General features: G+C 73.5%; 28 protein-coding genes and 1 riboswitch. Of the genes, 24 read left to right on the top strand and 4 right to left on the bottom strand.

The features are described 5' to 3' along the window. Positions 1-20: 20 nt before the first annotated feature. The 6 genes from pyrF to ACQP1P_RS36610 all read left to right on the top strand — a co-directional run bounded on the left by pyrF (position 21) and on the right by ACQP1P_RS36610 (position 6,623). On the top strand, positions 21-827 hold the full coding sequence (gene pyrF, locus ACQP1P_RS36635; protein ID WP_433090247.1) for an orotidine-5'-phosphate decarboxylase: 807 nt from the start codon (positions 21-23) through the stop codon (positions 825-827). A gap of 119 nt (positions 828-946) precedes the next feature. Beyond that, entirely contained in the window at positions 947-1,267 is a 321-nt protein-coding gene (gene mihF, locus ACQP1P_RS36630; protein WP_190253177.1) for an integration host factor, actinobacterial type, read from the top strand. Between the two features lie 165 nt (positions 1,268-1,432). Further along, a complete protein-coding gene (gene rpoZ, locus ACQP1P_RS36625) occupies positions 1,433-1,702 on the top strand; it encodes a DNA-directed RNA polymerase subunit omega (RefSeq protein ID WP_350612578.1) in 270 nt (89 codons plus the stop codon). Between the two features lie 7 nt (positions 1,703-1,709). After that, on the top strand, positions 1,710-2,933 hold the full coding sequence (coaBC, locus tag ACQP1P_RS36620; RefSeq protein ID WP_433078190.1) for a bifunctional phosphopantothenoylcysteine decarboxylase/phosphopantothenate--cysteine ligase CoaBC: 1,224 nt from the start codon (positions 1,710-1,712) through the stop codon (positions 2,931-2,933). Between the two features lie 126 nt (positions 2,934-3,059). After that, on the top strand, positions 3,060-4,253 hold the full coding sequence (metK, locus tag ACQP1P_RS36615; protein WP_433078188.1) for a methionine adenosyltransferase: 1,194 nt from the start codon (positions 3,060-3,062) through the stop codon (positions 4,251-4,253). A 303-nt stretch (positions 4,254-4,556) separates the two neighbouring features. Continuing rightward, positions 4,557-6,623: a primosomal protein N' gene (locus ACQP1P_RS36610; RefSeq protein ID WP_433090245.1), complete on the top strand. Its 2,067-nt coding sequence runs from the start codon at positions 4,557-4,559 to the stop codon at positions 6,621-6,623. 497 nt (positions 6,624-7,120) lie between these two features. Here ACQP1P_RS36610 and ACQP1P_RS36605 read toward each other — a convergent pair whose 3' ends face one another. Beyond that, positions 7,121-7,684, bottom strand: coding sequence for an AAA family ATPase (locus tag ACQP1P_RS36605; protein WP_433078186.1), 564 nt, complete (start codon positions 7,682-7,684; stop codon positions 7,121-7,123). Then, a complete protein-coding gene (locus ACQP1P_RS36600) occupies positions 7,681-9,408 on the bottom strand; it encodes an ABC transporter ATP-binding protein (RefSeq protein WP_433078184.1) in 1,728 nt (575 codons plus the stop codon). The genes ACQP1P_RS36605 and ACQP1P_RS36600 overlap by 4 nt, the downstream gene beginning before the upstream one ends. Before the next feature lie 62 nt (positions 9,409-9,470). Between ACQP1P_RS36600 and def the strand changes: the two genes are divergently transcribed. Genes def through ACQP1P_RS36585 form a run of 3 tightly spaced genes read left to right on the top strand, consistent with a single transcriptional unit; the run spans position 9,471 to position 12,413 of the window. After that, positions 9,471-10,019, top strand: a complete 549-nt coding sequence (def, locus tag ACQP1P_RS36595) for a peptide deformylase (RefSeq protein ID WP_433078182.1) — start codon at positions 9,471-9,473, stop codon at positions 10,017-10,019. Positions 10,020-10,026: 7 nt separating this feature from the next. Then, positions 10,027-10,974: a methionyl-tRNA formyltransferase gene (gene fmt / locus ACQP1P_RS36590; RefSeq protein WP_433078180.1), complete on the top strand. Its 948-nt coding sequence runs from the start codon at positions 10,027-10,029 to the stop codon at positions 10,972-10,974. Further along, the gene (locus ACQP1P_RS36585; protein ID WP_433078178.1) at positions 10,974-12,413 is read left to right on the top strand and encodes an RsmB/NOP family class I SAM-dependent RNA methyltransferase; all 1,440 of its coding nucleotides are present in this window, start codon (positions 10,974-10,976) and stop codon (positions 12,411-12,413) included. The genes fmt and ACQP1P_RS36585 overlap by 1 nt, the downstream gene beginning before the upstream one ends. Here ACQP1P_RS36585 and ACQP1P_RS36580 read toward each other — a convergent pair. Beyond that, positions 12,399-12,956 (bottom strand): hemerythrin domain-containing protein, encoded by a 558-nt coding sequence (locus ACQP1P_RS36580; RefSeq protein WP_433078176.1) that lies wholly within the window; start codon positions 12,954-12,956, stop codon positions 12,399-12,401. The genes ACQP1P_RS36585 and ACQP1P_RS36580 overlap by 15 nt on opposite strands. 50 nt (positions 12,957-13,006) lie before the next feature. Between ACQP1P_RS36580 and rpe the strand changes: the two genes are divergently transcribed. The 6 genes from rpe (at position 13,007) to ribH (ending at position 18,349) form a co-directional block, all read left to right on the top strand. After that, on the top strand, positions 13,007-13,669 hold the full coding sequence (rpe, locus tag ACQP1P_RS36575; RefSeq protein WP_433078174.1) for a ribulose-phosphate 3-epimerase: 663 nt from the start codon (positions 13,007-13,009) through the stop codon (positions 13,667-13,669). A 20-nt stretch (positions 13,670-13,689) separates the two neighbouring features. Then, positions 13,690-14,643 (top strand): GGDEF domain-containing response regulator, encoded by a 954-nt coding sequence (locus ACQP1P_RS36570; RefSeq protein ID WP_433078172.1) that lies wholly within the window; start codon positions 13,690-13,692, stop codon positions 14,641-14,643. Between the two features lie 83 nt (positions 14,644-14,726). Beyond that, positions 14,727-14,876, top strand: a riboswitch (FMN riboswitch). Between the two features lie 124 nt (positions 14,877-15,000). Continuing rightward, positions 15,001-16,029, top strand: a complete 1,029-nt coding sequence (ribD, locus tag ACQP1P_RS36565) for a bifunctional diaminohydroxyphosphoribosylaminopyrimidine deaminase/5-amino-6-(5-phosphoribosylamino)uracil reductase RibD (protein ID WP_433078171.1) — start codon at positions 15,001-15,003, stop codon at positions 16,027-16,029. 3 nt (positions 16,030-16,032) lie between these two features. After that, positions 16,033-16,632, top strand: a complete 600-nt coding sequence (locus ACQP1P_RS36560; protein ID WP_433078169.1) for a riboflavin synthase — start codon at positions 16,033-16,035, stop codon at positions 16,630-16,632. Next, a complete protein-coding gene (locus ACQP1P_RS36555; protein ID WP_433078168.1) occupies positions 16,629-17,873 on the top strand; it encodes a bifunctional 3,4-dihydroxy-2-butanone-4-phosphate synthase/GTP cyclohydrolase II in 1,245 nt (414 codons plus the stop codon). Before ACQP1P_RS36560 ends, ACQP1P_RS36555 begins: the two co-directional genes overlap by 4 nt. Continuing rightward, positions 17,873-18,349, top strand: a complete 477-nt coding sequence (gene ribH / locus ACQP1P_RS36550) for a 6,7-dimethyl-8-ribityllumazine synthase (protein ID WP_433078166.1) — start codon at positions 17,873-17,875, stop codon at positions 18,347-18,349. Before ACQP1P_RS36555 ends, ribH begins: the two co-directional genes overlap by 1 nt. 54 nt (positions 18,350-18,403) lie before the next feature. Here the strand turns inward: ribH and ACQP1P_RS36545 are convergent, their stop codons facing one another. After that, positions 18,404-18,892, bottom strand: coding sequence for a hypothetical protein (locus ACQP1P_RS36545; RefSeq protein ID WP_433078164.1), 489 nt, complete (start codon positions 18,890-18,892; stop codon positions 18,404-18,406). Positions 18,893-18,999: 107 nt separating this feature from the next. Between ACQP1P_RS36545 and ACQP1P_RS36540 the strand changes: the two genes are divergently transcribed. The 9 genes from ACQP1P_RS36540 (at position 19,000) to ACQP1P_RS36500 (ending at position 24,829) form a co-directional block, all read left to right on the top strand. Beyond that, the gene (locus ACQP1P_RS36540) at positions 19,000-19,563 is read left to right on the top strand and encodes a SigE family RNA polymerase sigma factor (RefSeq protein ID WP_433078162.1); all 564 of its coding nucleotides are present in this window, start codon (positions 19,000-19,002) and stop codon (positions 19,561-19,563) included. Next, positions 19,560-20,573: a Gmad2 immunoglobulin-like domain-containing protein gene (locus ACQP1P_RS36535; RefSeq protein WP_433078160.1), complete on the top strand. Its 1,014-nt coding sequence runs from the start codon at positions 19,560-19,562 to the stop codon at positions 20,571-20,573. Before ACQP1P_RS36540 ends, ACQP1P_RS36535 begins: the two co-directional genes overlap by 4 nt. A gap of 89 nt (positions 20,574-20,662) precedes the next feature. After that, entirely contained in the window at positions 20,663-20,926 is a 264-nt protein-coding gene (locus tag ACQP1P_RS36530; RefSeq protein WP_380139083.1) for a phosphoribosyl-ATP diphosphatase, read from the top strand. 78 nt (positions 20,927-21,004) lie between these two features. Then, the gene (gene hisG, locus ACQP1P_RS36525; protein WP_433078158.1) at positions 21,005-21,856 is read left to right on the top strand and encodes an ATP phosphoribosyltransferase; all 852 of its coding nucleotides are present in this window, start codon (positions 21,005-21,007) and stop codon (positions 21,854-21,856) included. A 15-nt stretch (positions 21,857-21,871) separates the two neighbouring features. Further along, a complete protein-coding gene (locus tag ACQP1P_RS36520; RefSeq protein WP_433078156.1) occupies positions 21,872-22,345 on the top strand; it encodes a PH domain-containing protein in 474 nt (157 codons plus the stop codon). 239 nt (positions 22,346-22,584) lie between these two features. Then, on the top strand, positions 22,585-23,205 hold the full coding sequence (gene infC, locus ACQP1P_RS36515) for a translation initiation factor IF-3 (RefSeq protein WP_350612825.1): 621 nt from the start codon (positions 22,585-22,587) through the stop codon (positions 23,203-23,205). Between the two features lie 194 nt (positions 23,206-23,399). Next, positions 23,400-23,594, top strand: coding sequence for a 50S ribosomal protein L35 (gene rpmI, locus ACQP1P_RS36510; RefSeq protein WP_350612823.1), 195 nt, complete (start codon positions 23,400-23,402; stop codon positions 23,592-23,594). A gap of 91 nt (positions 23,595-23,685) precedes the next feature. After that, a complete protein-coding gene (rplT, locus tag ACQP1P_RS36505) occupies positions 23,686-24,048 on the top strand; it encodes a 50S ribosomal protein L20 (protein ID WP_223095878.1) in 363 nt (120 codons plus the stop codon). 22 nt (positions 24,049-24,070) lie between these two features. Then, on the top strand, positions 24,071-24,829 hold the full coding sequence (locus ACQP1P_RS36500; protein ID WP_433078154.1) for a TrmH family RNA methyltransferase: 759 nt from the start codon (positions 24,071-24,073) through the stop codon (positions 24,827-24,829). Positions 24,830-24,929: the final 100 nt, after the last annotated feature.

The following is a 24,929-nucleotide window of genomic DNA, read 5'->3' as shown; positions in this document are numbered from 1 at the left end:
GGGCCCGTCTGCGGGCCGCCATGGACACGCTGGGCCCGCTGTGCGTGGGCATCGACCCTCACCCCTCCCTCCTGGCCGCCTGGGGGCTCTCCGACGATGTCAAGGGCCTGGAAGCGTTCGGTCGGACGGTCGGAGAGGCCCTGGCCGGACGGGTCGCGGCGATCAAGCCCCAGTCCGCCTTTTTTGAGCGTTTCGGCTCCAGGGGCATCGCGGTGCTCGAGTCGGTTATCCGACAGTTGCGCGGGTCGGGGAGTCTCGTGATTCTCGACGTCAAGCGGGGCGACATCGGCTCGACGGCCGCCGCGTACGCCGACGCGTACCTCGATCCGGCCTCCCCGCTGTGCGCCGACGCGGTCACGGTCAGTCCCTACCTCGGCTTCGGTGCGCTTCGCCCGATCATCGACAAGGCCCGCCAAAACGGGCTCGGCGCGTTCGTGCTGGCCCTCACCTCCAATCCCGAGGGCGCGGCCGTCCAGCGGGCCGTCGCGGCCGACGGGCGCACCGTCGCGCAGACCGTCATCGACGAGATTTCGCAGGTCAACGCGGGTGTGAGCCCGATGGGCGACATCGGCGTGGTGGTCGGCGCGACCGTCGGGCCGACCGGCCACAGGCTGACCGATCTCAATGGACCGATCCTCGCGCCGGGCCTCGGCGCGCAGGGCGGAAAGGCCGAGGATCTGCGCGCCGTATTCGGCGACGCGCTCGATCTCGTGCTCCCGTCGTGGTCGCGTGAGGTCCTCTCGGCGGGTCCGGATCAGGCCGCGTTGCGGGCCGCGGCGGACCGTGCGCGTGATTCCTGTGCGTCCGCAATTGCGGTCACTGCGTGATCATCGAATCTTCACAAGGCGTCGATCTTGCCTTCCGACGTTGCCGAAATGGCTTCTGACCGCTAGTTTTCCCGGCGCTAGACCATCAACACTTTTTTCAAGGGACCTGAGGAGACCTGGTGCCGCTCCCGTCACTGAGCCCGGAACAGCGCGCGGCCGCTTTGGAAAAGGCGGCTGAGATCCGCAAGGCTCGCGCTGAGCTGAAGGAGCAACTCAAGCAGGGCAAGACGACGCTTGCCGCCGTGATCGACCGTGCGGAGTCCGACGACGTCGTCGGCAAGCTCAAGGTCTCGGCCGTGCTCCAGGCGATGCCCGGCATCGGCAAGATCCGGGCAACGCAGATCATGGAGAAGCTGAAGATCGCCGAGAGCCGCCGCCTGCGCGGCCTGGGCGACCAGCAGCGCAAGGCCCTGCTCGGGGAGTTCGCCGGCGGCAAGTGAGCCCCCGGCGGTCCCCCCGGACCGGTTGCATCATCCCGACGCGCTCGGACCTCCGCGGTCCGGGCGCGTCGGCGTTCCGGCTGCTCAGTCGGGCCGGGACTCTGGTAAGGTTGTGCGGTTCGCTCGCAAGAGCCGTCAATTCCGAAAGTGTTGAGGTTTAGATCCGTGGCCGGAACCGTGGCAGACCCGCAGGGGATCACCAACCCGCCGATCGACGAGCTGCTGGAAAAGACGACGTCGAAGTACGCCCTGGTGATCTTCGCGGCGAAGCGTGCCCGCCAGGTCAATGCCTACTACAGCCAGCTGGGCGAGGGCCTCCTCGAATACGTCGGTCCCCTCGTGGAGACCACGCCGCAGGAGAAGCCGCTCTCCATCGCGCTGCGCGAGATCAACAGCGGGCTGCTGACCGCCGAGCGCATCGAAGAAGTCGTCTGAGCAAGCAATGCCTGACCAGCCCGCCGAGGGACGGCCTCGGGTCGTCCTCGGCGTGGCCGGTGGCATCGCCGCCTACAAGGCCTGCGAGCTGCTGCGGCGGCTGACCGAGTCCGGTCACCGGGTGCGGGTCGTCCCCACCGCCGCCGCGCTCACCTTCGTCGGCGAGGCCACCTGGGCCGCGCTGTCCGGGCAGCCGGTCAGCGCCGACGTCTGGACCGGCGCCCACGAGGTGCCCCACGTCCGTCTCGGCCGCGAGGCCGACCTGCTCGTCGTCGCCCCGGCCACCGCCGACATCCTCGCGAAGGCCGCGCACGGCCTCGCCGACGACCTGCTCACCAACACGCTGCTCACCGCCCGGTGCCCGGTGCTCTTCGCGCCCGCCATGCACACCGAGATGTGGGAGCACCCCGCCACCCAGGCCAACGTCGCCACCCTGCGCGCCCGGGGCGCCGTGGTGCTCGAGCCCGCCGTCGGGCGGCTCACCGGCGCCGACACCGGCAAGGGGCGGCTGCCCGAGCCGGCCGAGATCTTCGCCGCCGCCGTCCGGCTGCTGCGCCGCGGGGCGGGGGAGCCCGATCTGGCCGGGCGACACATCGTGGTCACCGCCGGCGGCACCCGCGAGCCGATCGACCCGGTCCGGTTCATCGGCAACCGGTCCTCCGGCAAGCAGGGTTACGCGATCGCCGGCGCCGCCGTGGCCCGCGGGGCCCGCGTGACCCTGATCGCGGCGAACGTCACCCTGCCGGACCCGGCGGGGGCCGACGTGGTGCGGGTCGAGACCACCGAGCAGCTGCGGGTGGCCGCCGTCACCGCCGCCAAGGGCGCCGACGCCGTGATCATGGCGGCCGCGCCCGCCGACTTCCGGCCCGCGCGGCTGTCCGAGACGAAGATCAAGAAGGTGGACGGCGCGGCACCCACGCTGGAGCTGGTCACCAACCCCGACATCGCCGCCGAGCTGGGCGCGGCCAAGCCCGAGGGGCAGGTGCTCGTCGCCTTCGCGGCCGAGACCGCCGACCTCGAGCGGGCCGTCGTCGCCGGGCACGAGAAACTGCTGCGCAAGCGGGCCGACCTCATCGTGGTCAACGAGGTCGGGGTGGACAAGACCTTCGGTGCGGAGCGCAACCAGGCCGTCATCCTCGGTGCCGACGGCAGCCGCGATCCGTTGCCCGAACTGCCCAAAGACGAGCTGGCGGATAGGATTTTGGACCGCGTGGCCGCCTGTTTCGCCTGATCGACGGGGTGTGAGGCGCAACGCAGCGCCGTGATACCCAGCCGGGGGTCGACCGCGGCGCCAGTCCGAGGTCGTACACTCTGGCGAAACTCATCTCTCGTCCGCCGTATCTCCTGAGGAGCACCATTGGCACGCCGCCTGTTCACGTCAGAGTCGGTCACCGAAGGCCACCCGGACAAGATCGCCGATCAGATCAGTGACGGCGTTCTCGACGCGCTCCTCGCCCAGGACGCGCGCAGCCGCGTGGCGGTCGAGACGCTCATCACGACCGGCCAGGTCCACGTCGCCGGCGAGGTGACCACGACCGCCTACGCCGACATCGCGAAGATCGTCCGCGAGACGATCCTGGGCATCGGCTACGACTCGTCCAAGAAGGGCTTCGACGGCGCGTCCTGCGGCGTGAGCGTGTCGATCGGCTCCCAGTCGCCCGACATCGCGCAGGGCGTCGACTCGGCCATCGAGGTGCGCGAGGGTGCCGGCGGCGACGCCCTCGACCTGCAGGGCGCCGGCGACCAGGGCATGATGTTCGGCTTCGCGTGCAACGAGACGCCGGAGCTCATGCCCCTGCCGATCGCGCTGGCCCACCGCCTCGCCCGCCGCCTCTCCGCGGTGCGCAAGGACGGCACCATCCCCTACCTGCGCCCGGACGGCAAGACCCAGGTCACCATCGAATACGACGGCCTGCGCCCGGTGCGCCTGCACACCGTCGTGGTGTCCAGCCAGCACGCCCCGGACATCTCGCTCGACTCGCTGCTCACCCCGGACGTGCGCGAGCACGTCATCGCCCCCGAGCTCGAGGGCCTGGGCCTGCAGACCGAGGGCTACCGCCTGCTGGTCAACCCGACCGGTCGCTTCGAGATCGGCGGCCCGATGGGCGACGCCGGCCTGACCGGCCGCAAGATCATCGTCGACACCTACGGCGGCTACGCCCGCCACGGCGGCGGCGCCTTCTCCGGCAAGGACCCGTCGAAGGTGGACCGCTCGGCGGCCTACGCGATGCGCTGGGTGGCCAAGAACGTGGTGGCCGCGGGCCTGGCCGACCGCTGCGAGGTCCAGGTGGCCTACGCGATCGGCAAGGCGCACCCGGTCTCGCTGTTCGTGGAGACCTTCGGCACCGAGACGGTGCCGGTGGAGCGCATCGAGAAGGCCATCAACGAGGTCTTCGACCTGCGCCCGGCCGCCATCATCCGCGACCTGGACCTGCTCAAGCCGGTCTACCAGCAGACCGCGGCCTACGGTCACTTCGGCCGCGAGCTGCCCGGCTTCTCGTGGGAGCAGGCCTCCCGCACGGCCGAGCTGAAGTCCGCCGCCGGCGCCTGACGCATTTTCGAAAACTTTCCGACGTTGGCCGATCAGCCCGGATCCCGGTTTGATCGGCCAACGTCATTTCCGGCGCCCGGCGAGAATCCAGCGGAGTCTATTCATTCAGCTTCACCGGCCATTGATGCGCGCTCAACAGATCCATCCGAGCCTATTGAACCGGCGTTGTTCCCCGAGTCGGAACTGAAGCCGCGCGCGGCCGCCGAGCGCATTGCCGGAAACGCCGGCGGGAAGGCGCGCGCCGCGCGCAAGGCGGCCCCGCCGAAACGCGCGGCCGACGATTCGCCGATCGCCCGCGTGTGCGTGGACAGCCCGCTGCCCCACCTCGACCGCCCCTTCGACTACCTGGTGCCGGCCGACGCCGCCGCGGCCGCCCGCCCGGGCACGCGCGTGAAGGTGCGCTTCGCCGGCCAGCTCGTCGACGGGTTCGTGCTCGAACGAGCCGCGTCGAGCGAGCACGAGGGGCGGCTGTCGTACCTGGAGAAGGTCGTCTCGCCCGAGGTCGTGCTCACGCCGGCCGTCGCGCGGCTGGCCCGGGAGGTCGCCGACCGGTACGCGGGCACCCTCTCCGACGTGCTGCGCCTCGCGATCCCGCCCCGCCACGCGAGGGCCGAGGCGGCCGAGCCGGCCCCCGCGCCCGAACCCTTCGCCCTCCCGGCCGGTGCCCTCTCACCCAGCCCCGCCTCGTCGCCTTCGTTTCCCGGCCCTGCTTCGTCGCCTTCGGCTCCAGGCACCACCTCGTCGCCTTCGGCTCCAGGCACCACCTCGTCGCCTTCGGCTCCAGATGCCGGCGGTTCGTCCCCCGCGGTCCGTCCGGCCGGCGGGGCGTTCGGGGCGGGCTGGGCGCGGTACACGGCCGGCGCCGCGCTGCTGCGGGCGCTCGCCGACGACCGGGCGCCCCGGGCGGTGTGGACGGCGCTGCCCGGCGAGGACTGGCCGTCCCGCCTCGCCGAGGCCGCCGCGAGCAGTCTCGCCGCCGGCCGGGGCGCGCTCGTCGTGGTGGCCGACGCCCGGGACCTCGACCGCCTCGACGCGGCCCTGCTGCGGGTCCTCGGCGGCCCGGGTCACCACGTGGCGCTGTCGGCCGCGATCGGGCCGGCCGAACGGTACCGCCGCTTTCTCGCCGTCGCCCGCGGCACCGCCCGCATCGTCATCGGCACCCGCGCGGCCGCCTTCGCCCCGGTGCACGACCTCGGCCTCGTCGCCATCTGGGACGACGGGGACGATCTGCACGCCGAGCAGCGCGCCCCGTACCCGCACGCCCGCCAGGTCCTGCTCGCCCGCGCCGAGCAGGAGCGGTGCGCGGCGATCGTGGGGGGCTTCGGACGTACCGCTGAAGCACAACAGCTCGTCGAGACCGGCTGGGCGATCGAGGTCGGCGCCGCCCGCGACGAACTGCGCCGGGCCATGCCGCGCGTGCTGACCGTCGGGGAGCACGAACGCTCCCGCGACCCCCAGGCCCAGGCGGCCCGCCTGCCCACGATCGCCTGGCGCGCCGCCCGCGAGGCCCTGGCCGGCGGCCGGCCCGTGCTCATCCAGGTGCCCCGCCGCGGGTACCTGCCCGCCGTCGCCTGCGCCGACTGCTACACCCCGGCCCGCTGCACCCACTGCTCCGGCCCGCTCGCGCTCCCCGCCGCCGACGGGGTTCCCGTGTGCCGCTGGTGCGGCCGCCCCGCCGCGGGCCACGCCTGCCCCGAGTGCGGCGGCCGCCGGCTGCGCGCCGCGGTCGTGGGCGCCCGCCGTACGGCCGAGGAGCTCGCCCGGGCCTTCCCCGGCACGATCGTGCGCACCTCGGGCCGCGACGAGATCCTGACCGTGGTGCCGCACGAGTCCACCCTCGTCGTGGCCACTCCGGGCGCCGAGCCGCTCGCCGAGGGCGGCTACGGCGCCGTGCTCCTCCTCGACGCCTGGGCCTTCCTCACCCGCGCCGACCTGCGCGGCACCGAGGAGGCGCTGCGGCGCTGGTTCGCGGCGGCGGCCCTGGCCCGGCCGGGCGCGCCGGTGGTGGTGGTCGCCGACGGCGGGCTGGCGGCCGTGCAGGCGCTGCTGCGCTTCGACCCGGCCTGGCTCGCGGCCCGCGAGCTCGCCGACCGGCGCGAGCTCGGCTTCCCCCCGGCGGCGCGGATCGCGGCGCTGACCGGGCCGCCGGCCGCGGTCGCGGAGCTGCTGTCGCTGGCCGAGCTGCCGCCGGGCGCGGAGGTGCTCGGGCCGGTGCCGGCCGCGGAGGGGCAGGAGCGGATGCTGGTGCGGACCGCGCGGTCGGCGGGGAAGGCACTGGCGCTGGCGTTGCGGGCGGCGGCGGGGGCGCGCTCGGTACGCAAGGCCGCCGACCCGGTCCGCATCCAGGTCGACCCGCTCGACCTGCTGTGAGCCGCCTTCCGCCCGCGCCGACCCACCCAGCGCTCGGCTCGACCCGGTCCGTTCGGCCGCTCGGACTGGGTTAGCCCGCTCGGTCCGCCTCGGCTCGCTTCGCCTCGGTCCGCCTCGGCTCGCTCCGCCTGCCTGCCTGCCTGGCTCGGCCCGTTCCGCCGGCGTGGCCCGGCTCGGCTCGCTCCGCCCGCCCAGGCCGCTCGGACTGCTTGGCCGCACAGGCCCTGCACCGGCTCATATGGCCTTTCGGCCCCCGCGACTTCCGGCACCAGCGCCACTGTCCGCACGAGCCCACCGCCCGACTCGTACCCCCGACCATCTCCCGGCATCGGCGTCACCGGGCGGGCCTTCGAACCGTCGTCGCCGCACCGGCCGGCGTCGACGGAGCACCCACCTTTTGCAACATTTCGCGCGACGAAATCGGTCCGCAAGCCGCGCTCCGGACATGTCGCCTGACGGGGGATAAATCCGATAAGTCGTGGTGCGGAGCGCCCGACTTATCGCCCCAACACCGACGACACCGCCTCCAGCAACGGCGGAGCTCCAGCCCGGTTGTCCACCTCCACATGCGGCACCACAGGCGCCCGATCCGGCGGAATGGCCGCCAGGAACTCCGCCCACCGAGCCAGCTTCTGCCCGTCCCGATGCGACCCCCGCGCGACCAGCCGCTCCCGCAACGTCTGCGGATCGGAGCGCACCCACACCAGCGTCACCGGATCGCCGCCCAGCGCCGCGGTGAACGCCCGCCAGCGGGCCGCGTCCGAGATCTGCCCCGTGAACGGCGCCGAGAGCAGGACCGGACAGCCGTGCGAGCGGATCTCCCGCGCGGTTGCGGCGAGGCCCGCGTACTCATGGATCTTGATGTTCGCGTCGTACCACGGGCCCTCGCGCTCGCCCTCGGGCCGGCCCGCCGCCTGCAGGGTCGCGGCCACGAAGTCGCCGTAGAGGGTGTCCTTGTCCAGCAGGGCCGGCGTGGGGGAGAGCAGGCGCAGCAGCAGGGCCGCGACCGTCGACTTGCCGGCGCCCGGCGGGCCGGCGACGACCCAGGCCGCGGCGGTCATGCCACCAGGAGCTGGTTCGTGGCCAGCTCGCGGTACAGCGGGCTGATCTCCAGCAGCTCCTCGTGCCGGCCGACGGCGGCGACCCGGCCCGCCTCCAGCACCACGATCTGGTCCGCGTCGACCACGGTGGACAGCCGGTGGGCCACGACGATCATGGTGCGGTCGCGCGCGACGGTGTCGATCGCCTCGCGCAGGGCGACCTCGTTGCGCGCGTCGAGGTTCGAGGTCGGCTCGTCCAGCAGCAGGATCGGGGGCGCGGCGAGCAGGGTACGGGCGATGGCCAGCCGCTGCCGCTCGCCGCCGGACAGCAGCACGCCGCCCTCGCCGACCTGGGCGTCCAGGCCGTGCGCGGTGCGCCCGACGATGTCGGTGAGGTTGACCGCCGCGAGGACCTCGAGCATCTGGGCGTCGGTCGCCTCCGGCACGGTCAGGCGCAGGTTCTCGCGCAGGGTGCCGGCCAGCACCGGGGCCTCCTGCTCGACGTACCCGAGGTGGGCGCGCAACGCCCTGCGCGGCAGGTCGCGCACGTCGGCCCCGGCCACCCGGACCGCGCCGCCGGTGACGTCGTAGAAGCGCTCGACGAGCTGCAGCAGCGTCGACTTGCCGGCGCCGGAGGGGCCGACGAGGGCGGTGCGGGTGCCGAACGGCACGGTGAACGACACGTCCCGCAGCACCGGCTCGGGCGCCGCGGCGTAGCCGAACGTGACGTGCTCGAAGACGACCGCGGCCGGGGCGGGGCCCGGGCTCGCGGTGCCCGCGTCGGGCTCCAGGGGCACGGCGAGGATGTCCTGCATGCGCTGCAGCGCGCCGAGGCCGGTCTGCAGCTGGGTGTACGCGTGCATCGCCTGCCCCAGCGGCATGACCAGGAAGAACAGGTACAGCACGAACGCCACCAGATCCCCGACGGAGATCGAGCCCGCGGCGACCCGCGCGCCCCCGACGCCGAGCAGGAGCAGGAACGAGCCCTGGATGGCCGCGATGCTCGCCGGGCCGACGAGCGCCTGCAGGCGGGCGATGCGGACCCCGGCGCGGTACGCCTCCTCGGCGCTGGACTCGACGGCCGCGATCTCCCGGTCCTCGGCGTTGCTGGCCCGGATCGTGCGCGCGGCCGAGAGCGCGCGCTCCACGGCGCTGGTCATCTCGCCGATGCGCTCCTGCGCCGCCTCCGAGGCGGGCCGCACCCGGCGGGAGAAGATCAGCGCGATCGACAGGCCCACCGCGAGGCCGAGCCCGGCGGTGAGGAACAGGATCGGGTCGAGCAGCAGCATCGCGACCGCCGCCCCGACCACCATCACCGCGCCGGTGACGGTCTCGAACAGCCCCGAGGTGACCACGGCCCGCAGCAGCGTCGTGTCCGCGCCCACGCGGGAGAGCAGGTCGCCGGTGCGGCGGGAGTCGTACTCGCTGATCGGCAGCCGCAGTAGGTGCCGCGTGAGCCGGCGGCGGGAGCTGAGCACGAGCCCCTCGGCCGTGCGCTGGAGCAGGTAGTCCCGGACCGCGTTGAGCACCGCGACCGCCGCGAGCACCGCCACGAGCAGGGCGACCGTGCCCCACACCGTGCGCGACGCCTGCAGCCCGTCGAGCACCTCCCGGGTGAGCAGCGGCTGGGCGAGCGTGGTGACGGAACCGAGCAGGGAGAGGACCCCGACGACGACGAGGGTGGCCCGGTGATCACGGAGGTACGGCAGGAGTGACCGCAGCGAGACGCGAGGCGAGTCGGACACGAATCCAAGCTAGCCTAGACTTGGACGGCTGAATTCCGCCGAACTCCAAGATGAGGTGCCGCTTGACCGTCCAGTCCGTCCGCCTGTTCGGCGACCCGGTGCTGCGCACTGCCGCCGACCCGGTCGCCGACTTCGACAAGGAGCTGCGCAAGCTGGTGAGCGACCTGCTGGACACGATGCACCAGCAGAACGGCACCGGCCTGGCCGCCCCGCAGATCGGCGTCGGGCTGCGGGTGTTCTCCTTCGACGTCGACGACGTGGTCGGGCACCTGGTCAACCCGGTGCTGGAGTTCCCCGACGAGGAGGAGCAGGACGGGCCCGAGGGCTGCCTGTCGATCCCCGGGGTGTATGTCGACACCAAGCGGCGCCAGAACGTCATCGCCAAGGGCTTCAACCAGCACGGCGACCCGATCCAGATCGTCGGCACCGGGCTGATGGCGCGCTGCGCCCAGCACGAGACCGACCACCTCGACGGCGTGCTGTTCGTCGACCGGCTCGACGCCGAGCGGCGCAAGCAGGCGATGAAGGAGATCCGGGCGGCGGAGTGGTACAACCCGGACACCCCGCCGGTCGTCAAGGCGAGCCCGCACGGGCTGTTCGGCATCCGGTGAGGCTGCGGTGAGGCTCATCTTCGCGGGCACCCCGGCCGTGGCGCTGCCCGCCCTCGACGCCATCGCCGCGTCGCAGCACGAGCTCGTGGCGGTCGTCACACGCCCGGACGCGCCGTCCGGACGCGGGCGGCAGCTCGTGCCGTCCCCGGTGAGCGCCTGGGCGAGCGAGCGCGGGATCCCCGTGCTCACCCCGGCCAAGCCGCGCGACCCGGAGTTCCAGGACCGGCTGCGCGCCCTGGAGCCGGACTGCGCGCCCGTGGTCGCCTACGGCGCGCTCGTCCCGCGCAGTGCCCTCGACATTCCGAAGCACGGCTGGGTGAACCTGCACTTCTCGCTGCTGCCCGCCTGGCGGGGCGCCGCGCCCGTGCAGCACGCGGTCCTGCACGGCGACGAGGTCACCGGGGCGAGCGTCTTCCAGCTGGAGGAGGGCCTGGACACCGGGCCGGTCTACGGCACGCTCACGGAGCCGGTCGGCCCGCGGGACACCTCCGGCGACCTGCTGGAGCGGCTGGCCGGATCCGGCGCCGAGCTGCTCGTGCGGGTGCTGGACGGCATCGCGGCGGGGGCTCTGTCGGCGGTACCGCAGCCGCAGGAAGGCATCTCGAACGCTCCGAAGCTGACCGTGGAGGACGCCCAGGTGCGGTGGTCCGATCCGGCGTTCGCGGTCGACCGGCGGATTCGGGCCTGCACCCCGGCCCCGGGCGCGTGGACGACGCTGCGCGGCGACCGGCTCAAGCTCGGCCCGGTGACCCCGCTCACGGCCGCGACCGTGATCGCCGGCGGCCCGGCCGCGCCCGGCCCGGGCGAGGTGGTCGTCGAGCGCAACCGCGTGCTCGTCGGCACCGGCACCGTGCCCGTGGTGCTCGGCACCGTCACCGCGCCCGGCAAGAAGGCGATGCCCGCCGACGCGTGGGCCCGCGGCGCCCGGGTCGGATCCGGGGAGCTCGTGTCTTGATGCGCTCTGCTCCTCGGCGCGGCCCGGGTCAGCGGCCGGCCGGTGGGCGCGACGACCGGCTCGCCCGGCCCCCGCGCGGCGGCCGGCCCGCGATCGACCCGGCCCGCGAGGCCGCCTACGAGGCCGTCGCCGCCGTGCACCGCGACGACGCCTACGCCAACCTGGTGCTGCCCGGCATCCTGCGCGAGAACGGGGTGTCCGGGCGGGACGCGGCGTTCGCGACCGAGCTGACCTACGGCACCCTGCGCCAGACCGGGACCCTCGACGCGATCGTGGCGGCCGCGGCCGACCGGGCGATGGAGCGCATCGACCCGCCGGTGCGCGACGCGCTGCGGATCGGGGCGTACCAGCTGCTGCACATGCGCGTCGGCGCCCACGCGGCCGTGGCGACCACCGTGGACCTCGTGCGCTCGCTGGTGCCGGGCGCGGCCGGCTTCGCCAACGCGGTGCTGCGCCGCGTCGCCGAGTCCGACCGCGCGGCCTGGGTCGAGCGCCTGGCGCCCGCGGACCCGATCGCCCGGGCGGCGCTGACGCACGCCCACCCGGCGTGGATCGTCAACGCGTTCGCCGACGCCCTGGGCTCCCTCGACGAGGCCGAGCTCGCGCTGGACGCGGACAACCTGCCGCCGGCCGTGCACCTGTGCGCCCGGCCGGGGCTGGTCTCCGCGGCCGACCTCGCGGGCGGGCTGCGCGGGGCGGTGGTCGGGCGCTACTCGCCGTACACGGTCGTGCTCGCCGGCGGGGGAGACCCGGCCGGGATCGCGGCCGTGCGCGACGGCCGCGCCCACGTGCAGGACGAGGGCAGCCAGCTCGTGGCCGCCGTGCTCGCGAACGCGCCCGTGGACGGGCCGGACGAGCGCTGGCTGGACCTGTGCGCCGGGCCGGGCGGCAAGGCGGGCCTGCTCGGCGCGCTCGCCGCCGAGCGGGACGCGCACGTGACCGCGGTCGAGGTCGCCCATCACCGGGCGGCGCTCGTGGCCCGGGCGACCGAGAGGCTGCCGGTCTACACCATCAACGCGGACGGCCGCGACGTCGGCAAGGACCCGGACCTGCCCGAGGGCGCCTTCGACCGGGTGCTCGTCGACGCTCCGTGCACGGGCCTGGGCGCGCTGCGCCGCCGGCCCGAGGCGCGGTGGCGCCGGCAGCCGTCGGACCTGCCGCCGCTCACCCGCCTGCAGCGGGAGCTGCTGCAGGCGGCCTTCCGGGCGGTCCGGCCGGGCGGGGTCGTGGCGTACGTCACCTGCTCGCCGCACCAGGCCGAGACGGAGGTCTCGGTGACGGAGGCGGCCCGGCGCTCGTCGATCGACATGGAGCTCGTGGACGCGCGGCCGTACCTGCCCCCGGCCCTGCCCGAGGTGGGGACCGGCCCGACGGTGCAGCTGTGGCCGCACCGCCACGGCACCGACGCGATGTTCGTGGCCCTGCTACGCCGCGCCTAGGCTCTCCTGCGAGCCGCGCTGGTGGGGCGGCCGGGCGTCGGGAACGAGCGCGGCGACCGCGTCGCGGTGCCCGCAGCCGGCCCCGATCAGCCGGTCCCGCTCGGCCCGCCAGGCGGCCCCCAGGGCCGAGCGGGTGGCGGCGTCGAGCTGGAGGCGGGCGTCGTTGAGCAGCGTCCGCTCCTCCTCGTCGACGTGGTGGGCGAGGGAGTTGGCGAGCTTGCCCACGGCCCGGTCGAACTCGGGCGCGAGCACGTCGGCGACGTCGAGCAGGGCGAGGAGCTTGCGGTGCCCGTCGGCGTGCTCGTCGGCGCCGTGCTCGACGTGCGCGCCGCCGCCGGAGAGCTCACGCAGCTTCGGGTACACCGCCGACTCCTCCGCCGTGGCGTGCGCGACGAGCAGGTCGGCGAGCTCCGTGCGGGCGCTCACCCGGCGGGCCCGCACCAGCTCGGCGTCGGTGTCACGGGTGCGCAGGACGCGCAGGAGGTGTTCGAACCGCACGTGGTCGCTGACGATCGCCTCGACGACATCCCCGGCAACATCCATGGGGGCCATTCTCGCAGCCGCGCCGGGAGATCACCGATACCATCACGCCTGTGTCGGACAACGTGGTGATCGCGCCCTCGATTCTCGCTGCGGACTTCGCCCGCCTGGCCGAAGCGGCCCAGGCGGTCGAAGGGGCCGCGGACTGGCTGCACGTGGATGTCATGGACTACCACTTCGTGCCCAACCTCACGATCGGGCTGCCCGTGGTGCAGAGCCTGCGCAAAGCGACCACGCTGCCGTTCGACTGCCACCTCATGATCGCCGACCCGGCGCGGTGGGCGAGCGCCTACGCCGAGGCCGGGGCGTACAACGTGACCTTCCACGCCGAGGCGGCCACCGACCCGGTGGCGATCGCGAAGGACCTGCGCTCGGCGGGCAGCCGGGCCGGGCTGGCGATCGACCGGGACACCCCGGTCGAGGGCTACCTGGAGCTGCTGGCGCACTTCGACCTGCTGCTCATCATGACCATCAAGGCCGGCTTCGGCGGCCAGGCGTTCCTGCCGCAGCTGCTGGACAAGGTCCGCACGGCTCGCCGCCACATTGACACCGGTCATCTCGAGTTGCGCATTGAAGTCGACGGCGGTGTGGCCGAAGATACGATCGCGGCGTGTGCGGAGGCGGGGGCCGACACGTTCGTGGCCGGAACCGCCGTCTACGGAGCGCAGGACCCGGCCGCGGCGGTCCGCAAGCTGCGCGGCATCGCCGCCGCCTAAATCGAGCAGACGGGACAAAGGTGGGCGAACGCGACCTGATCCTCGTGGTCGACGACGACGTCGACATCGCCCGGTTCATCAAGGTGAACCTCGACCTCGAGGGGTTCGAGGTGATGATGGCCAACGACGGGGCCACCGCGCTCAACATGATCCAGGAGCACAAGCCCGCGCTGGCCGTGGTCGACTGGATGATGCCGCAGCTGGACGGGCTCGAGCTGACCCGGCGGCTGCGGGCCGACCCGATGACCGCCTCGATGCCGGTGATCCTGCTGACCGCGCGCGGGCAGACCGCCGACAAGGTGATCGGGCTGCAGGCCGGCGCCGACGACTACCTCGTCAAGCCGTTCGACACCATGGAGCTGGTCGCCCGGGTGCGCTCGACGCTGCGGCGCAACCAGGAGAACCGGGAGGTCTCGCCGCTGACCGGCCTGCCCGGCAACACCCGCATCCTGCGCGAGATCACCGACCGGGCCCGGGCCGGCACCGACTTCGCCGTCTCGCACGTGGACATCGACCGGTTCAAGCCGGTCAACGACGTCTACGGCTTCCAGCGCGGCGACGAGTTCATCATCGCCCTCGCCCGCGCGCTGCACCGGGCCGTGGTCGACGTCGGGCTGCCGCCGGCGTTCCTGGGCCACATCGGCGGCGACGACTTCCTCATCGTCTGCACCCCGGAGCAGCTCAAGGACCTGACCACGAACGCGATCCTGGCGTTCCAGGCCGCCTCCGACACGCTGTACGACCCGGTGGACGCCGAGCGCGGCTACATCGAGGTGGTCTCCCGCACCGGCGAGGTGCAGCACCCGAACCTCGTCACACTGTCGATCGGGGTGGCGGTCGCGACGCCCGAGAGCGGGAAGTTCACGGATCCGCGCGAGGTCATCGCCATCGCCACCGAGATGAAGAAGGTGGCCAAGAAGCACAACGGCAACTACGTGGCCATCGACCGCCGCAGCGCCGTCGACCTGAGCTGAGGCGATCAAGTTGTGACGCATATCCCCGAACTCGGCCGGTAAGGACCGGGGGTTCTGTGTCAAACTCAGGGTACGTACCCACCACGCGCTGGCGGGGCTCGGTGCAATTCCGAACCGGCGGTAACCGCCCCTGAACGGGAGCGGGAGCCCGCGACCCGGTCGAAGCCATCGGCCGGTGGACCTGGTGTGAGTCCAGGGCCGACGGTCATAGTCCGGATGGGAGTTCAGCGCGCGGGATCCGGTGTCGCCCCCTGTGGGCGGTTCCGGAGGGTCGCCGCGCGCTCCCCGGCGCAGCTTTTCTCCGGGGTGTCATCGGCGTCCCCCCGCGTGTGATCACTGACCACGCGGGAGAGGGCCATGGCAGACGACGAGACGTTCATGCGACGCGCCATCGAGCTGGCGCGCCTGAGCCTCGGCGAGACCAGCCCCAACCCGAACGTCGGCTGCGTGCTCGTCGCGCCGGACGGGCAGATCGTGGGCGAGGGGCGGACGGCCCCCGCCGGCGGCCCGCACGCCGAGGTCAGGGCGCTGCTGGCGGCGGGCGGGCGAGCCCGCGGCGCCACCGCCTACGTCACCCTCGAACCCTGCGACCACACCGGCCGGACCGGGCCGTGCTCGCGCGCGCTCGTCGCGGCCGGGGTCGCCCGGGTCGTGGTCGGGGTCGCCGACCCCAACCCGGTGGCGGCGGGCGGGGCCGAGACGCTGCGGGCCGCCGGGGTCGCCGTGGAAGTGGGTTCGGTACTGCACGAGCCCGCCCACGACGCCATGGAGGGCTGGCTCACCGCCGTGACCCGCGGCACTCCTTACGTGATCTGGAAGTTCGCGGCCACGCTCGACGGCCGCTCCGCCGCCGCCGACGGGACGAGCAAGTGGATCACGTCCCCGGACGCCCGGGCCGACGTGCACCGGCTGCGGGCCGGGGTCGACGCCATCATCGCCGGCATCGGCACCGTGCTGGCCGACGATCCCCAGCTCACGGTGCGCTCGCCCCAGGGTGTGCTCGCCGAGCGCCAGCCGCTGCGGGTGGTGGTCACGGGCGAGCGCGGCGCCGAGCTCGAGCGCGGCGGCTTCCGGGTCATGGACCGCGCCGCCGCCACCTGGGTGACCCGGGGCGGTGACCTCCCGGCCATGCTGCGCGAGCTGTACGCGCGGGGGGTGCGGGTGGCGCTGCTCGAGGGCGGCCCGACGCTCGCGGGCGCGTTCCTGGCGGCCGGCCTCGTGGACCGGGTCGTCGCCTACCTCGCGCCCAAGCTGCTCGGGGCCGGCCCCGCGGCCCTGGGCTTCGCGGGAATCTCCAGCATCGCCGAGGCTTTGACGCTCGACGTTGTCGACCTTGCCAGGATCGGGCCGGACGTGCGCCTGACGGCAACAGTGAAAGGTGCGTGAGCAGTGTTCACCGGCATCATCGAAGAGCTCGGGACGGTCGTGGCGATCGACGAGCTGGGGGATTCCGCCCGGCTGGCGATCCGCGGGGCGACCGTCACCTCCGACGCCGCCCACGGCGACTCGATCTCGGTCAACGGGGTCTGTCTGACGGTCGTGGACAACGCCGACGGCGTGTTCACCGCCGACGTGATGGGGGAGTCGCTGCGGCGCTCGACCCTCGGCGCGCTGCGGCCGGGCTCCGCCGTGAACCTCGAGCGCGCCGCGACCGTCGCCACCCGCCTCGGCGGCCACATCGTGCAGGGCCACGTCGACGGGGTCGGGCAGATCCTGTCGCGCGAGGCCGGCGACCAGTGGGAGACGGTGACGTTCGCGCTGCCCGAGGGGCTCGGGCGCTACGTGGTGGAGAAGGGCTCCATCACCGTCGACGGGATCTCGCTGACCGTCATGGCCGTCACGGACGACACGTTCTCGGTCGGGCTGATCCCGACCACGCTCAAGCTCACCACGCTCGGCGCCAAGGGCGTCGGCGAGCGGGTCAACCTGGAGGTCGACATCATGGCGAAGTACGTGGAGAAGCTGCTCGGGAAGGCCGCGCAGTCATGAGCGACCCTGGCACGGGCCTCGACCCGATCGAGCGGGCGGTCAAGGACATCGCGGCCGGGCGCCCGGTGATCGTCGTCGACGACGAGGACCGCGAGAACGAGGGCGACCTGATCTTCGCGGCCGAGTTCGCCACGCCGGAGCTGGTCGCGTTCATGGTCCGCTACACGTCCGGCTACATCTGCGTGCCGATCACCGAGGCCGAGGCCGACCGGCTCGACCTCCCGCCGATGTACCGCACCAACCAGGACCGCCGCGGCACCGCCTACACCGTGACGGTCGATGCCCGCTTCGGCGGCACCACCGGCATCTCCGCCGCCGACCGCGCCCGCACCATCAAGCTGCTCTCCTCGGCCGACACCCAGCCGCACGACCTGTCCCGGCCCGGGCACATCGTGCCGCTGCGGGCCAAGGACGGCGGCGTGCTGCGCCGGGCCGGGCACACCGAGGCCGCCGTGGACCTGGCCACCATGGCCGGGCTGCGCCCCGCCGGCGTGCTGTGCGAGATGGTCAACGACGACGGCACCATGATGCGCCTGCCCGACCTGCGCAAGTTCGCCGAGGAGCACGACCTGGCGCTGATCAGCATCGCCGACCTCATCGCCCACCGCCGCCACACCGAGGAGCAGATCGAGCGGGTCGCCGAGACCCGGCTGCCGACCGAGCACGGGGTGTTCCGGGCGGTCGGGTACACCCAGAAGTACGGCAACGGCGAGCACATCGCCCTCGTCTACGGCGACCTCGGCGACGGCGAGGACGTGCTCGTGCGGGTGCACTCCGAGTGCCTGACCGGCGACGTGTTCAGCTCGGTGCGCTGCGACTGCGGCCCCCAGCTGGAGGCGTCCATGAAGATGGTCGCGGCGGAGGGGCGCGGCGTCGTGCTCTACATGCGCGGGCACGAGGGCCGGGGCATCGGGCTCATGCACAAGCTGCAGGCGTACCAGCTGCAGGACCTCGGCCGCGACACGCTCGACGCCAACCTGGACCTGGGGCTGCCGGCCGACGCGCGCGAGTACGGCACCGGCGCGCAGATCCTGGTGGAGCTCGGGATCAAGACGATGCGGCTGCTCACGAACAATCCGGCGAAGCGGGCGGGTCTGGAAGGGTACGGTCTGTCCGTACTGGGTCGTGTGCCCCTGCCGACCCGGCCGCACCCCGAGAACGTGCGCTACCTGCGTACCAAGCGGGACCGTATGGGGCACCTGCTGGACGAGCTCGACGAGGTCGCGGAGGGACTTGCGTAATGGCTGGGAGTGGGGCACCCGTCCTGCAACGGGTGGACGGCACGGGACTGACGCTCGGCATCGTGGCCACGCGGTGGCACGGCGAGCTCGTCGACCACATGCTGAACCGGGCGATCGAGGCCGGGGAGTCCTCCAACGTGGACCACATCACGGTCGCCCGGGTCGACGGCGCGGTGGAGCTGCCCGTGCTGGCGCAGGGGCTGGCGCACCGCTTCGACGCGGTCGTCGCGCTCGGCGTGGTCATCCGGGGGGACACGGCGCACTTCGAGTACGTCTGCCAGTCCGTGACCGACGGGCTCACCCGGGTCGCCCTGGACTGCTCGACGCCGGTCGCGCACGGGGTGCTCACGGTCGACAACTACGAGCAGGCGCGGGCCCGGGCCGGGTTCGCCGACTCGGCGGAGGACAAGGGCTACGCGGCCGCGCTGGCCGCCCTGGACGCGGCGGTGGCGCTGCGGCTCGTCGCCAAGTCCTGACGCGGCGGGCGGTGGGAGGCGCCCGGGACAGGGCCCGGCCTCCCACCGCGCGGCTCAGACCTCGAGGGCCGCGGCCAGCTCGTCGCGGAAGGTGCGCTCGGCCGCGGTGACCTGCTCGCCGCCGATGCCCAGCACGCCGCCGGTGCTCGCCGCGCCCACGACCACGTCGGCGACGGTGACCACCCAGTAGCGGTAGGCCTCGGCGTCGGCGTGCGCGGTCTTGGCCGCCAGCAGCTCGTGGGCGGCGCGGGCCCGCGAGATCACGTCGGCCAGCCCCGCGTCGCGGTCGGGGAACTCGATGACCGGGGGCTCGTCGCCGTCGGTGATGTCGCCCTGGCGGCTGACCACCTCGGCGGCGACGGTCTTCACGAGCTCGCTGGACGAGCCGCGGCCGTCGGCGATGGCGGTCATGCCCGCCGCCCACTCCTCGCGCGTGCGCCGGGCCCCGTCGTGCTCGGCCTGGGACGCGGCGATCAGGACGGACTGGGGGAGGCCGACGAGCAGGCCCCACTCTTCGTCGGTGTACTTCGGCTCCGTATCCACGAGGCTCAGGGTAACCAGGTGATCAGCCCGGTAAACCGATGGGCGGACCCGCGCGTCGTCTGGGTGTGATGGCGGAGGCCGCGGCGGCGGCGTGGGACCGTAGGCCGGTGGAGGTGGCGGCCCCGGGCGATCCCGTGCGCGGCGCGGTGCCCGAGGAGACCGCGCGCCGGTGGAGCGCCGACGACGCGATCGCGGCGCTGTTCGCCGCGCACTACCGGGGGCTCGTGCGCCTCGCGGTGCTGCTCCTGCACGACGAGGGGGTCGCGGAGGACGTGGTCCAGGACGCGTACGTCGCGCTGCACCGCCGCTGGTGGCGCCTGCGGGACGCGGACAAGGCGCTGGCGTACCTGCGCACCAGCGTGCTCAACGGGGCGCGTTCGGCGCTGCGCAGGCGGGGCGTCGCCGAGCGGCACGTCGCCCGCGGCCCGGACGGCCCGCAGGTCGTGGCCAGCGCCGAGACGGGCGCGCTGAGCCTGCTGGCGCACCGGGAGGTGCTGGAGGCGGTACGCCGGCTGCCCACCCGCCAGCGTGAGGCGATCGTGCTGCGCTACTACGGCGAGCTGTCCGAGGCCGAGATCGCCGACGCCATGGGGGTCAGCCGCGGGGCCGTCAAGAGCCACGCCTCCCGGGGCATGGCCGCCCTGCGCGAGAGCCTGGAGCGGGCCCGATGAGGCCGGGGCAGTCGGCGCAGGACCGGCTCCGGGAGGCGCTGCGGGCCCGGGCCGCCGAGGTCGAGCCGTCGCCGGACGCCCTCCCGCGCATCCGGCGGCGCACCGCCCGGGCCTGGTACCGCGGCGTGCCGGTGCTGGCCGCCGGGGCGGTCGCGACCGCAGCCGCGATCGCGCTCGGCGTCGTGGCGGTCGAGGCCGGCCGCGGCGAGCACACCACCCTGCCGCCCGCGGGGCCCGCGTCCGGGTCGCCGGTCGTGGTCGACACCCGGCCCAGCGCGCCGGAGCCGTCCGGGGCCGCGCCGGCGACGGTCGCCCTGCCGGCCTACTTCACCCGCAACGGCCGCCTCTACCGGGAGTTCCTGCCGGCCGCCGCGGGCGACGACCGGGGCCGCATCCGGGCCGCCGTCGAGTTCTCCCTGGGGGGCAGGGCGAAGGACCCCGACTACACGAGCCTGTGGCCGGCGACCGTCCAGGTGCACGGGGTCACGATCGACGGGGGCGTGGTCACCGTCGACCTCGGCGGCGTCGGCCCGGCCCCGGCGGAGCCGAAGCTCGCGGCCCAGCAGCTGGTCTACACCGTGCTGGCCGCGGCGACCTACACCTCGATGCGCCACGCCGACGGGGTCCGGGTGCTCGTCGACGGCGCGCCCGTGGCCCGGCTGTGGGGGGCCGTGGACACGAGCGGGCCGCTGCGGCAGGGCACCCTGGCCGACCTCCAGGCGCCGGTCTGGGTCATCGAGCCCGACCAGGGGGCGGTGGTGGGCAAGAGCTTCACGGTGTACCTCGCCGGGGTCGTCCCCGAGGGCACGGTCAACCTGCGCATCCGCGACGCCGCCGGCGCGGTCGTCCTCGAACGGGTCGTGCAGCTCAGCGCCGGGGCGCCGTCGCTGGGGGAGGCGCGGGTGCCCGTGACGCTGCCCTCGGGGCCGCACACCGTCGAGGCGTTCGTGTATTCGCCGCAGGACGGCAGCGTGCAGTGGGTCGACGACCACGGCTTCTCCGTGGCTTGACCGGCTCGCCGCCCCTTGGGGTGACCGGCGACACGCCTGTCAGTAACCGGATTCCGTTTCCGGCCCCAGGCCTGCGAGAATCCCTGCCCGTGAAGACCTTCGACGAGCTGTTCGCCGAGCTGAGCGCCAAGGCGGCGGCCGGCACCCCCGGATCCGGCACCGTGGCGGCGCTGGAGAAGGGCGTGCACTTCATCGGCAAGAAGGTCGTCGAGGAGGCCGCCGAGAGCTGGATGGCGGCCGAGCACGAGGGCCGGGAGCGCACTGCCGAGGAGCTGTCGCAGCTGCTCTACCAGGTGCAGTGCCTGATGCTGGCGACGGGGCTGTCGCTGGAGGACGTGTACCGACATCTGTAGGCCGGTTCCGCACCTGCAGGCCGGTTCCCGGCCTGCGTCTGCCCGTCGCGCCGACCCTACCCGTCTGGAGACCAGCCCGTGCTTCGCATCGCCGTGCCCAACAAGGGCACCCTCGCCGGCCCCGCCACGCAGATGCTCCAGGAGGCCGGCTACCGCCAGCGCTCCGACCCCAAGGACCTGCTCTGCCGCGACGACGCCAACGGCGTCGAGTTCTTCTACCTGCGCCCGCGCGACATCGCCACCTACGTCGGCTCGGGCGACCTCGACCTCGGCATCACCGGTCGCGACCTGCTCATCGACGCGGGCAGCCCGGCGGTCGAGGTGCTCGACCTCAACTTCGCCCGCGCCACGTTCCGTTTCGCCGCCGTCCCCGGCTCGGTGAAGGGCTCGGCCCCGTCCGACCTCGAGGGCCTGCGGGTCGCCACCGCCTACCCCGGCGTGATGGAGCGCTACTTCGCCGAGCACGGCGTGCGGGCCGAGGTCATCCGGCTCGACGGCGCCGTGGAGAACGCCATCCGCCTGGGCGTCGCCGACGTCATCGCCGACGTGGTCGAGACCGGCCGGACGCTGCGCCAGGCCGGCCTGGAGACGCTCGGCGAGCCGATCCTCGAGTCCTCGGCGCTGCTCATCCGGCGCGCGGGGGAGGAGCTTCCGGCGGGTGTACCGCAGCTGCTGCGCCGCCTCCAGGGCGTCCTCGTCGCCCGGCAGTACGTGATGCTCGCCTACGACGTGCGGGCCGACTCGCTCGACGCGGCCGTCGCGCTCACCCCGGGCATCGAGTCGCCCACCATCTCCCCGCTGCACCGCGAGGGCTGGGTCGCCGTGCAGGCGATGGTGCCCCAGGCCGAGGTGCACCGGATCATGGACGAGCTCTACGAGGTCGGCGCCCGCGCCATCCTGGTGACCGGAATCCACGCCTGCCGGCTGTAGTGGCAGACTGGGGCCGTGAGCAGCAGCGAGCAGAGCACGGCCCCACTCGTCGCCCGTCCGCAGCGGGCGCGGATCATCGCGTATGTCCTGGCGCTCGTCGTCGCCGTCGTCTTCACCCTCATCGCGTTCGGCCTGCACGGCAAGACCGGTGACGGCCCCGGTTACTTCCAGCGCGGCGACCAGGCCGCGATGATCGGCCTCGGCCTGTGCGCGGCCGCCGCCATCCTGCTCATGACCCGCCCCCGCGTCGAGGCCGACGAGCACGGCGTGCGGGTGCGCAACATCATCGGCGGCTACCACCTGCCCTGGGAGACGGTCCGCGCGGTGACCTTCGGCCGCGGCGCGCCCTGGCTCACCCTCGACCTGCACGACGACGAGCGGGTGGCGGTCATGGCGGTGCAGATGGCCGACAAGGACTACGCGGTCAAGGCCGCGCGGCGCCTGCGGGCACTGCACTCGGCGAGCTTGACAACATCCGTGGTAGAGTAGTCGTCGTCGACCGCATCCCCGTCCCAATCGGGGTTGTTCGAAGCGGGGCCTCGGCCCCCACCCGTGCAGCTGATCTGGCGGCCGGGTCCGGTCCGACCGTGGCGGCCCAATCGGTCGCGGCGGTCGAACGGCCCTCGCCTGCGCATGCGCGGCGGGGGTTTTTGGCGTTGCTACGCCCGAAGGGCTTGCCCGGCGGATGCGTCGACCGCATGAGTTGAAGTACCTATCGAGGAGGCCACATCAGCGTCGAGCCACGCGTCAACGAGCAGATCCGGGCACGTGAGGTCCGGCTGGTCGGCCCGGAGGGTGAGCAGGTGGGCATCGTCCCGCTCGAGCGCGCACTCCAGCTGGCCGCCGACGTGGACCTGGACCTGGTCGAAGTTGCGCCCATGGCACGCCCGCCCGTCTGCAAGCTCATGGACTTCGGCAAGTTCAAGTACGAGAGCGCGCTCAAGGCCCGGGAAGCCCGGCGTAACCAGCAGCAGACCGTCATCAAGGAGATGAAGCTCCGCCCGAAGATCGACCCGCACGACTACGAGACCAAGAAGGGTCACGTGGTGCGGTTCCTGAAGGCGGGCGACAAGGTCAAGGTAACGATCATGTTCCGTGGCCGCGAGCAGAGCCGCCCGGAGCTTGGTTTCCGGCTGCTGCGCAAGCTCTCGGAGGAGATCTCGGAGCTGGGCTTCGTCGAGGCCGCGCCGAAGCAGGACGGCCGCAACATGATCATGGTCTTGGCGCCACACCGCAACGTGAAGGCCGCCGCGACCGAGCGTCGCGAGGGCAAGGCGGACGGCACCCCGGGTGCGGAGGGCGAGACAGTCGCCGACCTGCCCGAGCCGGTCACCGCCGACCAGGCTTGATCCGCACGGCCTGACACCAGGCCGCCCCGGCACCCCGGATCGTCACCAGAGATCCGGGGGTGCCATTACGCCCGGGGCCGCGACCAGCGGCCCGGGGCGTCGTTCCAGCATGTCCACCACCGCGTCGTGCGGGCGGGTCCGCACCATGCGGAATGCCCGGCTGCGCGCCGGAGCTAATGAAGGGCAACATCACCATGCCGAAGTTCAAACCGCACTCCGGGATGAAGAAGCGCGTGAAGATCACCGGGCGCGGCAAGATCCTCAGCGAGCCGGCGGGCAAGCGGCACCTCCTCGAGGTCAAGCCCAGCAAGCGCACCCGTCGCCTGAGCGGCAACGTCGAGCTCGGCGCCTCCGAGACCCGCCGGGTCAACAAGCTCCTCGGGCGATAACCGCCGCTGCTCCCCCCGACCTTTTCTCGACCTTTCGACCGGTTGCACGGGCGTCGCCCGGGCCGGTCTCGCCTGAGGAGTAACACGAACCGTGGCACGCGTGAAGCGGGCGGTCAACGCCCAGAAGAAGCGCCGCACCGTCCTGGAGACCGCCAGCGGCTACCGCGGGCAGCGCTCGCGGCTGTACCGCAAGGCCAAGGAGCAGGTGCTGCACTCGATGCAGTACGCCTACCGCGACCGTCGCGACCGCAAGGGTGACTTCCGCCAGCTGTGGATCACCCGGATCAACGCCGCGGCCCGCGCGAACGGCATGACGTACAACCGCCTGATCCAGGGCCTGCGCCTCGCCGGTGTCGAGGTGGACCGCAAGATCCTCGCCGAGCTCGCCGTGAGCGACGAGAAGGCGTTCACCGGCCTGGTCCAGGTGGCGAAGACGGCCGTTGCCGCCGCCTGACGACGATCGGTCGCGACCCGGGGTGTTCACCGTTCGAACGCCCCGGGTCGTCGCTGCCCGGCGCCTGCACCGCCGCCGGGACCGCGACGAGACCGGCCGCTTCCTCGCCGAAGGTCCCCAGGCCGTCCGCGAGGCGGTCAGGGCCGGCGTGGTGACCGAGCTCTTCGCGACCGCCGAGGCCGCCGCCCGCTACCCGCAGTGGTCCGCCTCGCTGGTCGATGACGCCGCGCTCGCGGCGCTCGCCGACACCGTGCAGCCCCAGGGCCTCGTGGCCGTCTGCCGGCAGCGGGACGTCCCGCTCGACGCCGCCCTCGCCGCCCGCCCGCGGCTCGTGGCCGTGTGCGTCGACATCCGCGACCCCGGCAACGCCGGCACCGTCCTGCGCACCGCCGACGCGGCCGGAGCCCGGGCCGTCGTCTTCGCCGGCGACTCCGTCGACCCCTACAACGGCAAGGCCGTGCGCTCGAGCGCCGGCAGCCTCTTCCACGTCGACGTCGTCCGCGCCCGCGACGCCGCCGGCACCGTCGCCGCCCTGCGCGCGGCCGGCATCCAGGTCCTCGCGGCCGACGGCTACGGCGAGGCCGACCTCTTCGACCTCGACACCCTCGACCGGCCCACCGCCTGGCTCTTCGGCTCCGAGGCGCACGGCCTGCCCAAGGACCTCGAGGCCGACCGGCGGGTGCGGGTGCCCCTCTACGGCGGCGCCGAGAGCCTGAATCTGGCGGCGGCCGCGGCGGTATGCTTGTACTCTTCCGCGAAAGCGATGAGGAGTGTGCGGTGATGTCTCTGTTTATGCGGCCCGCCGGTGACGGTGGGCGGACGGGACGCGCCACCTCCTGACACCTTCCCACGACCGGCGGGCGGACCCCTCACTACACTGT

It is taken from the genome of Dactylosporangium sp. CA-052675, assembly GCF_050947935.1.
Lineage (GTDB): Bacteria > Actinomycetota > Actinomycetes > Mycobacteriales > Micromonosporaceae > Dactylosporangium.
Note: the sequence above shows the minus strand (reverse complement) of the source record. Positions and strands in the feature narration are given on the sequence as shown.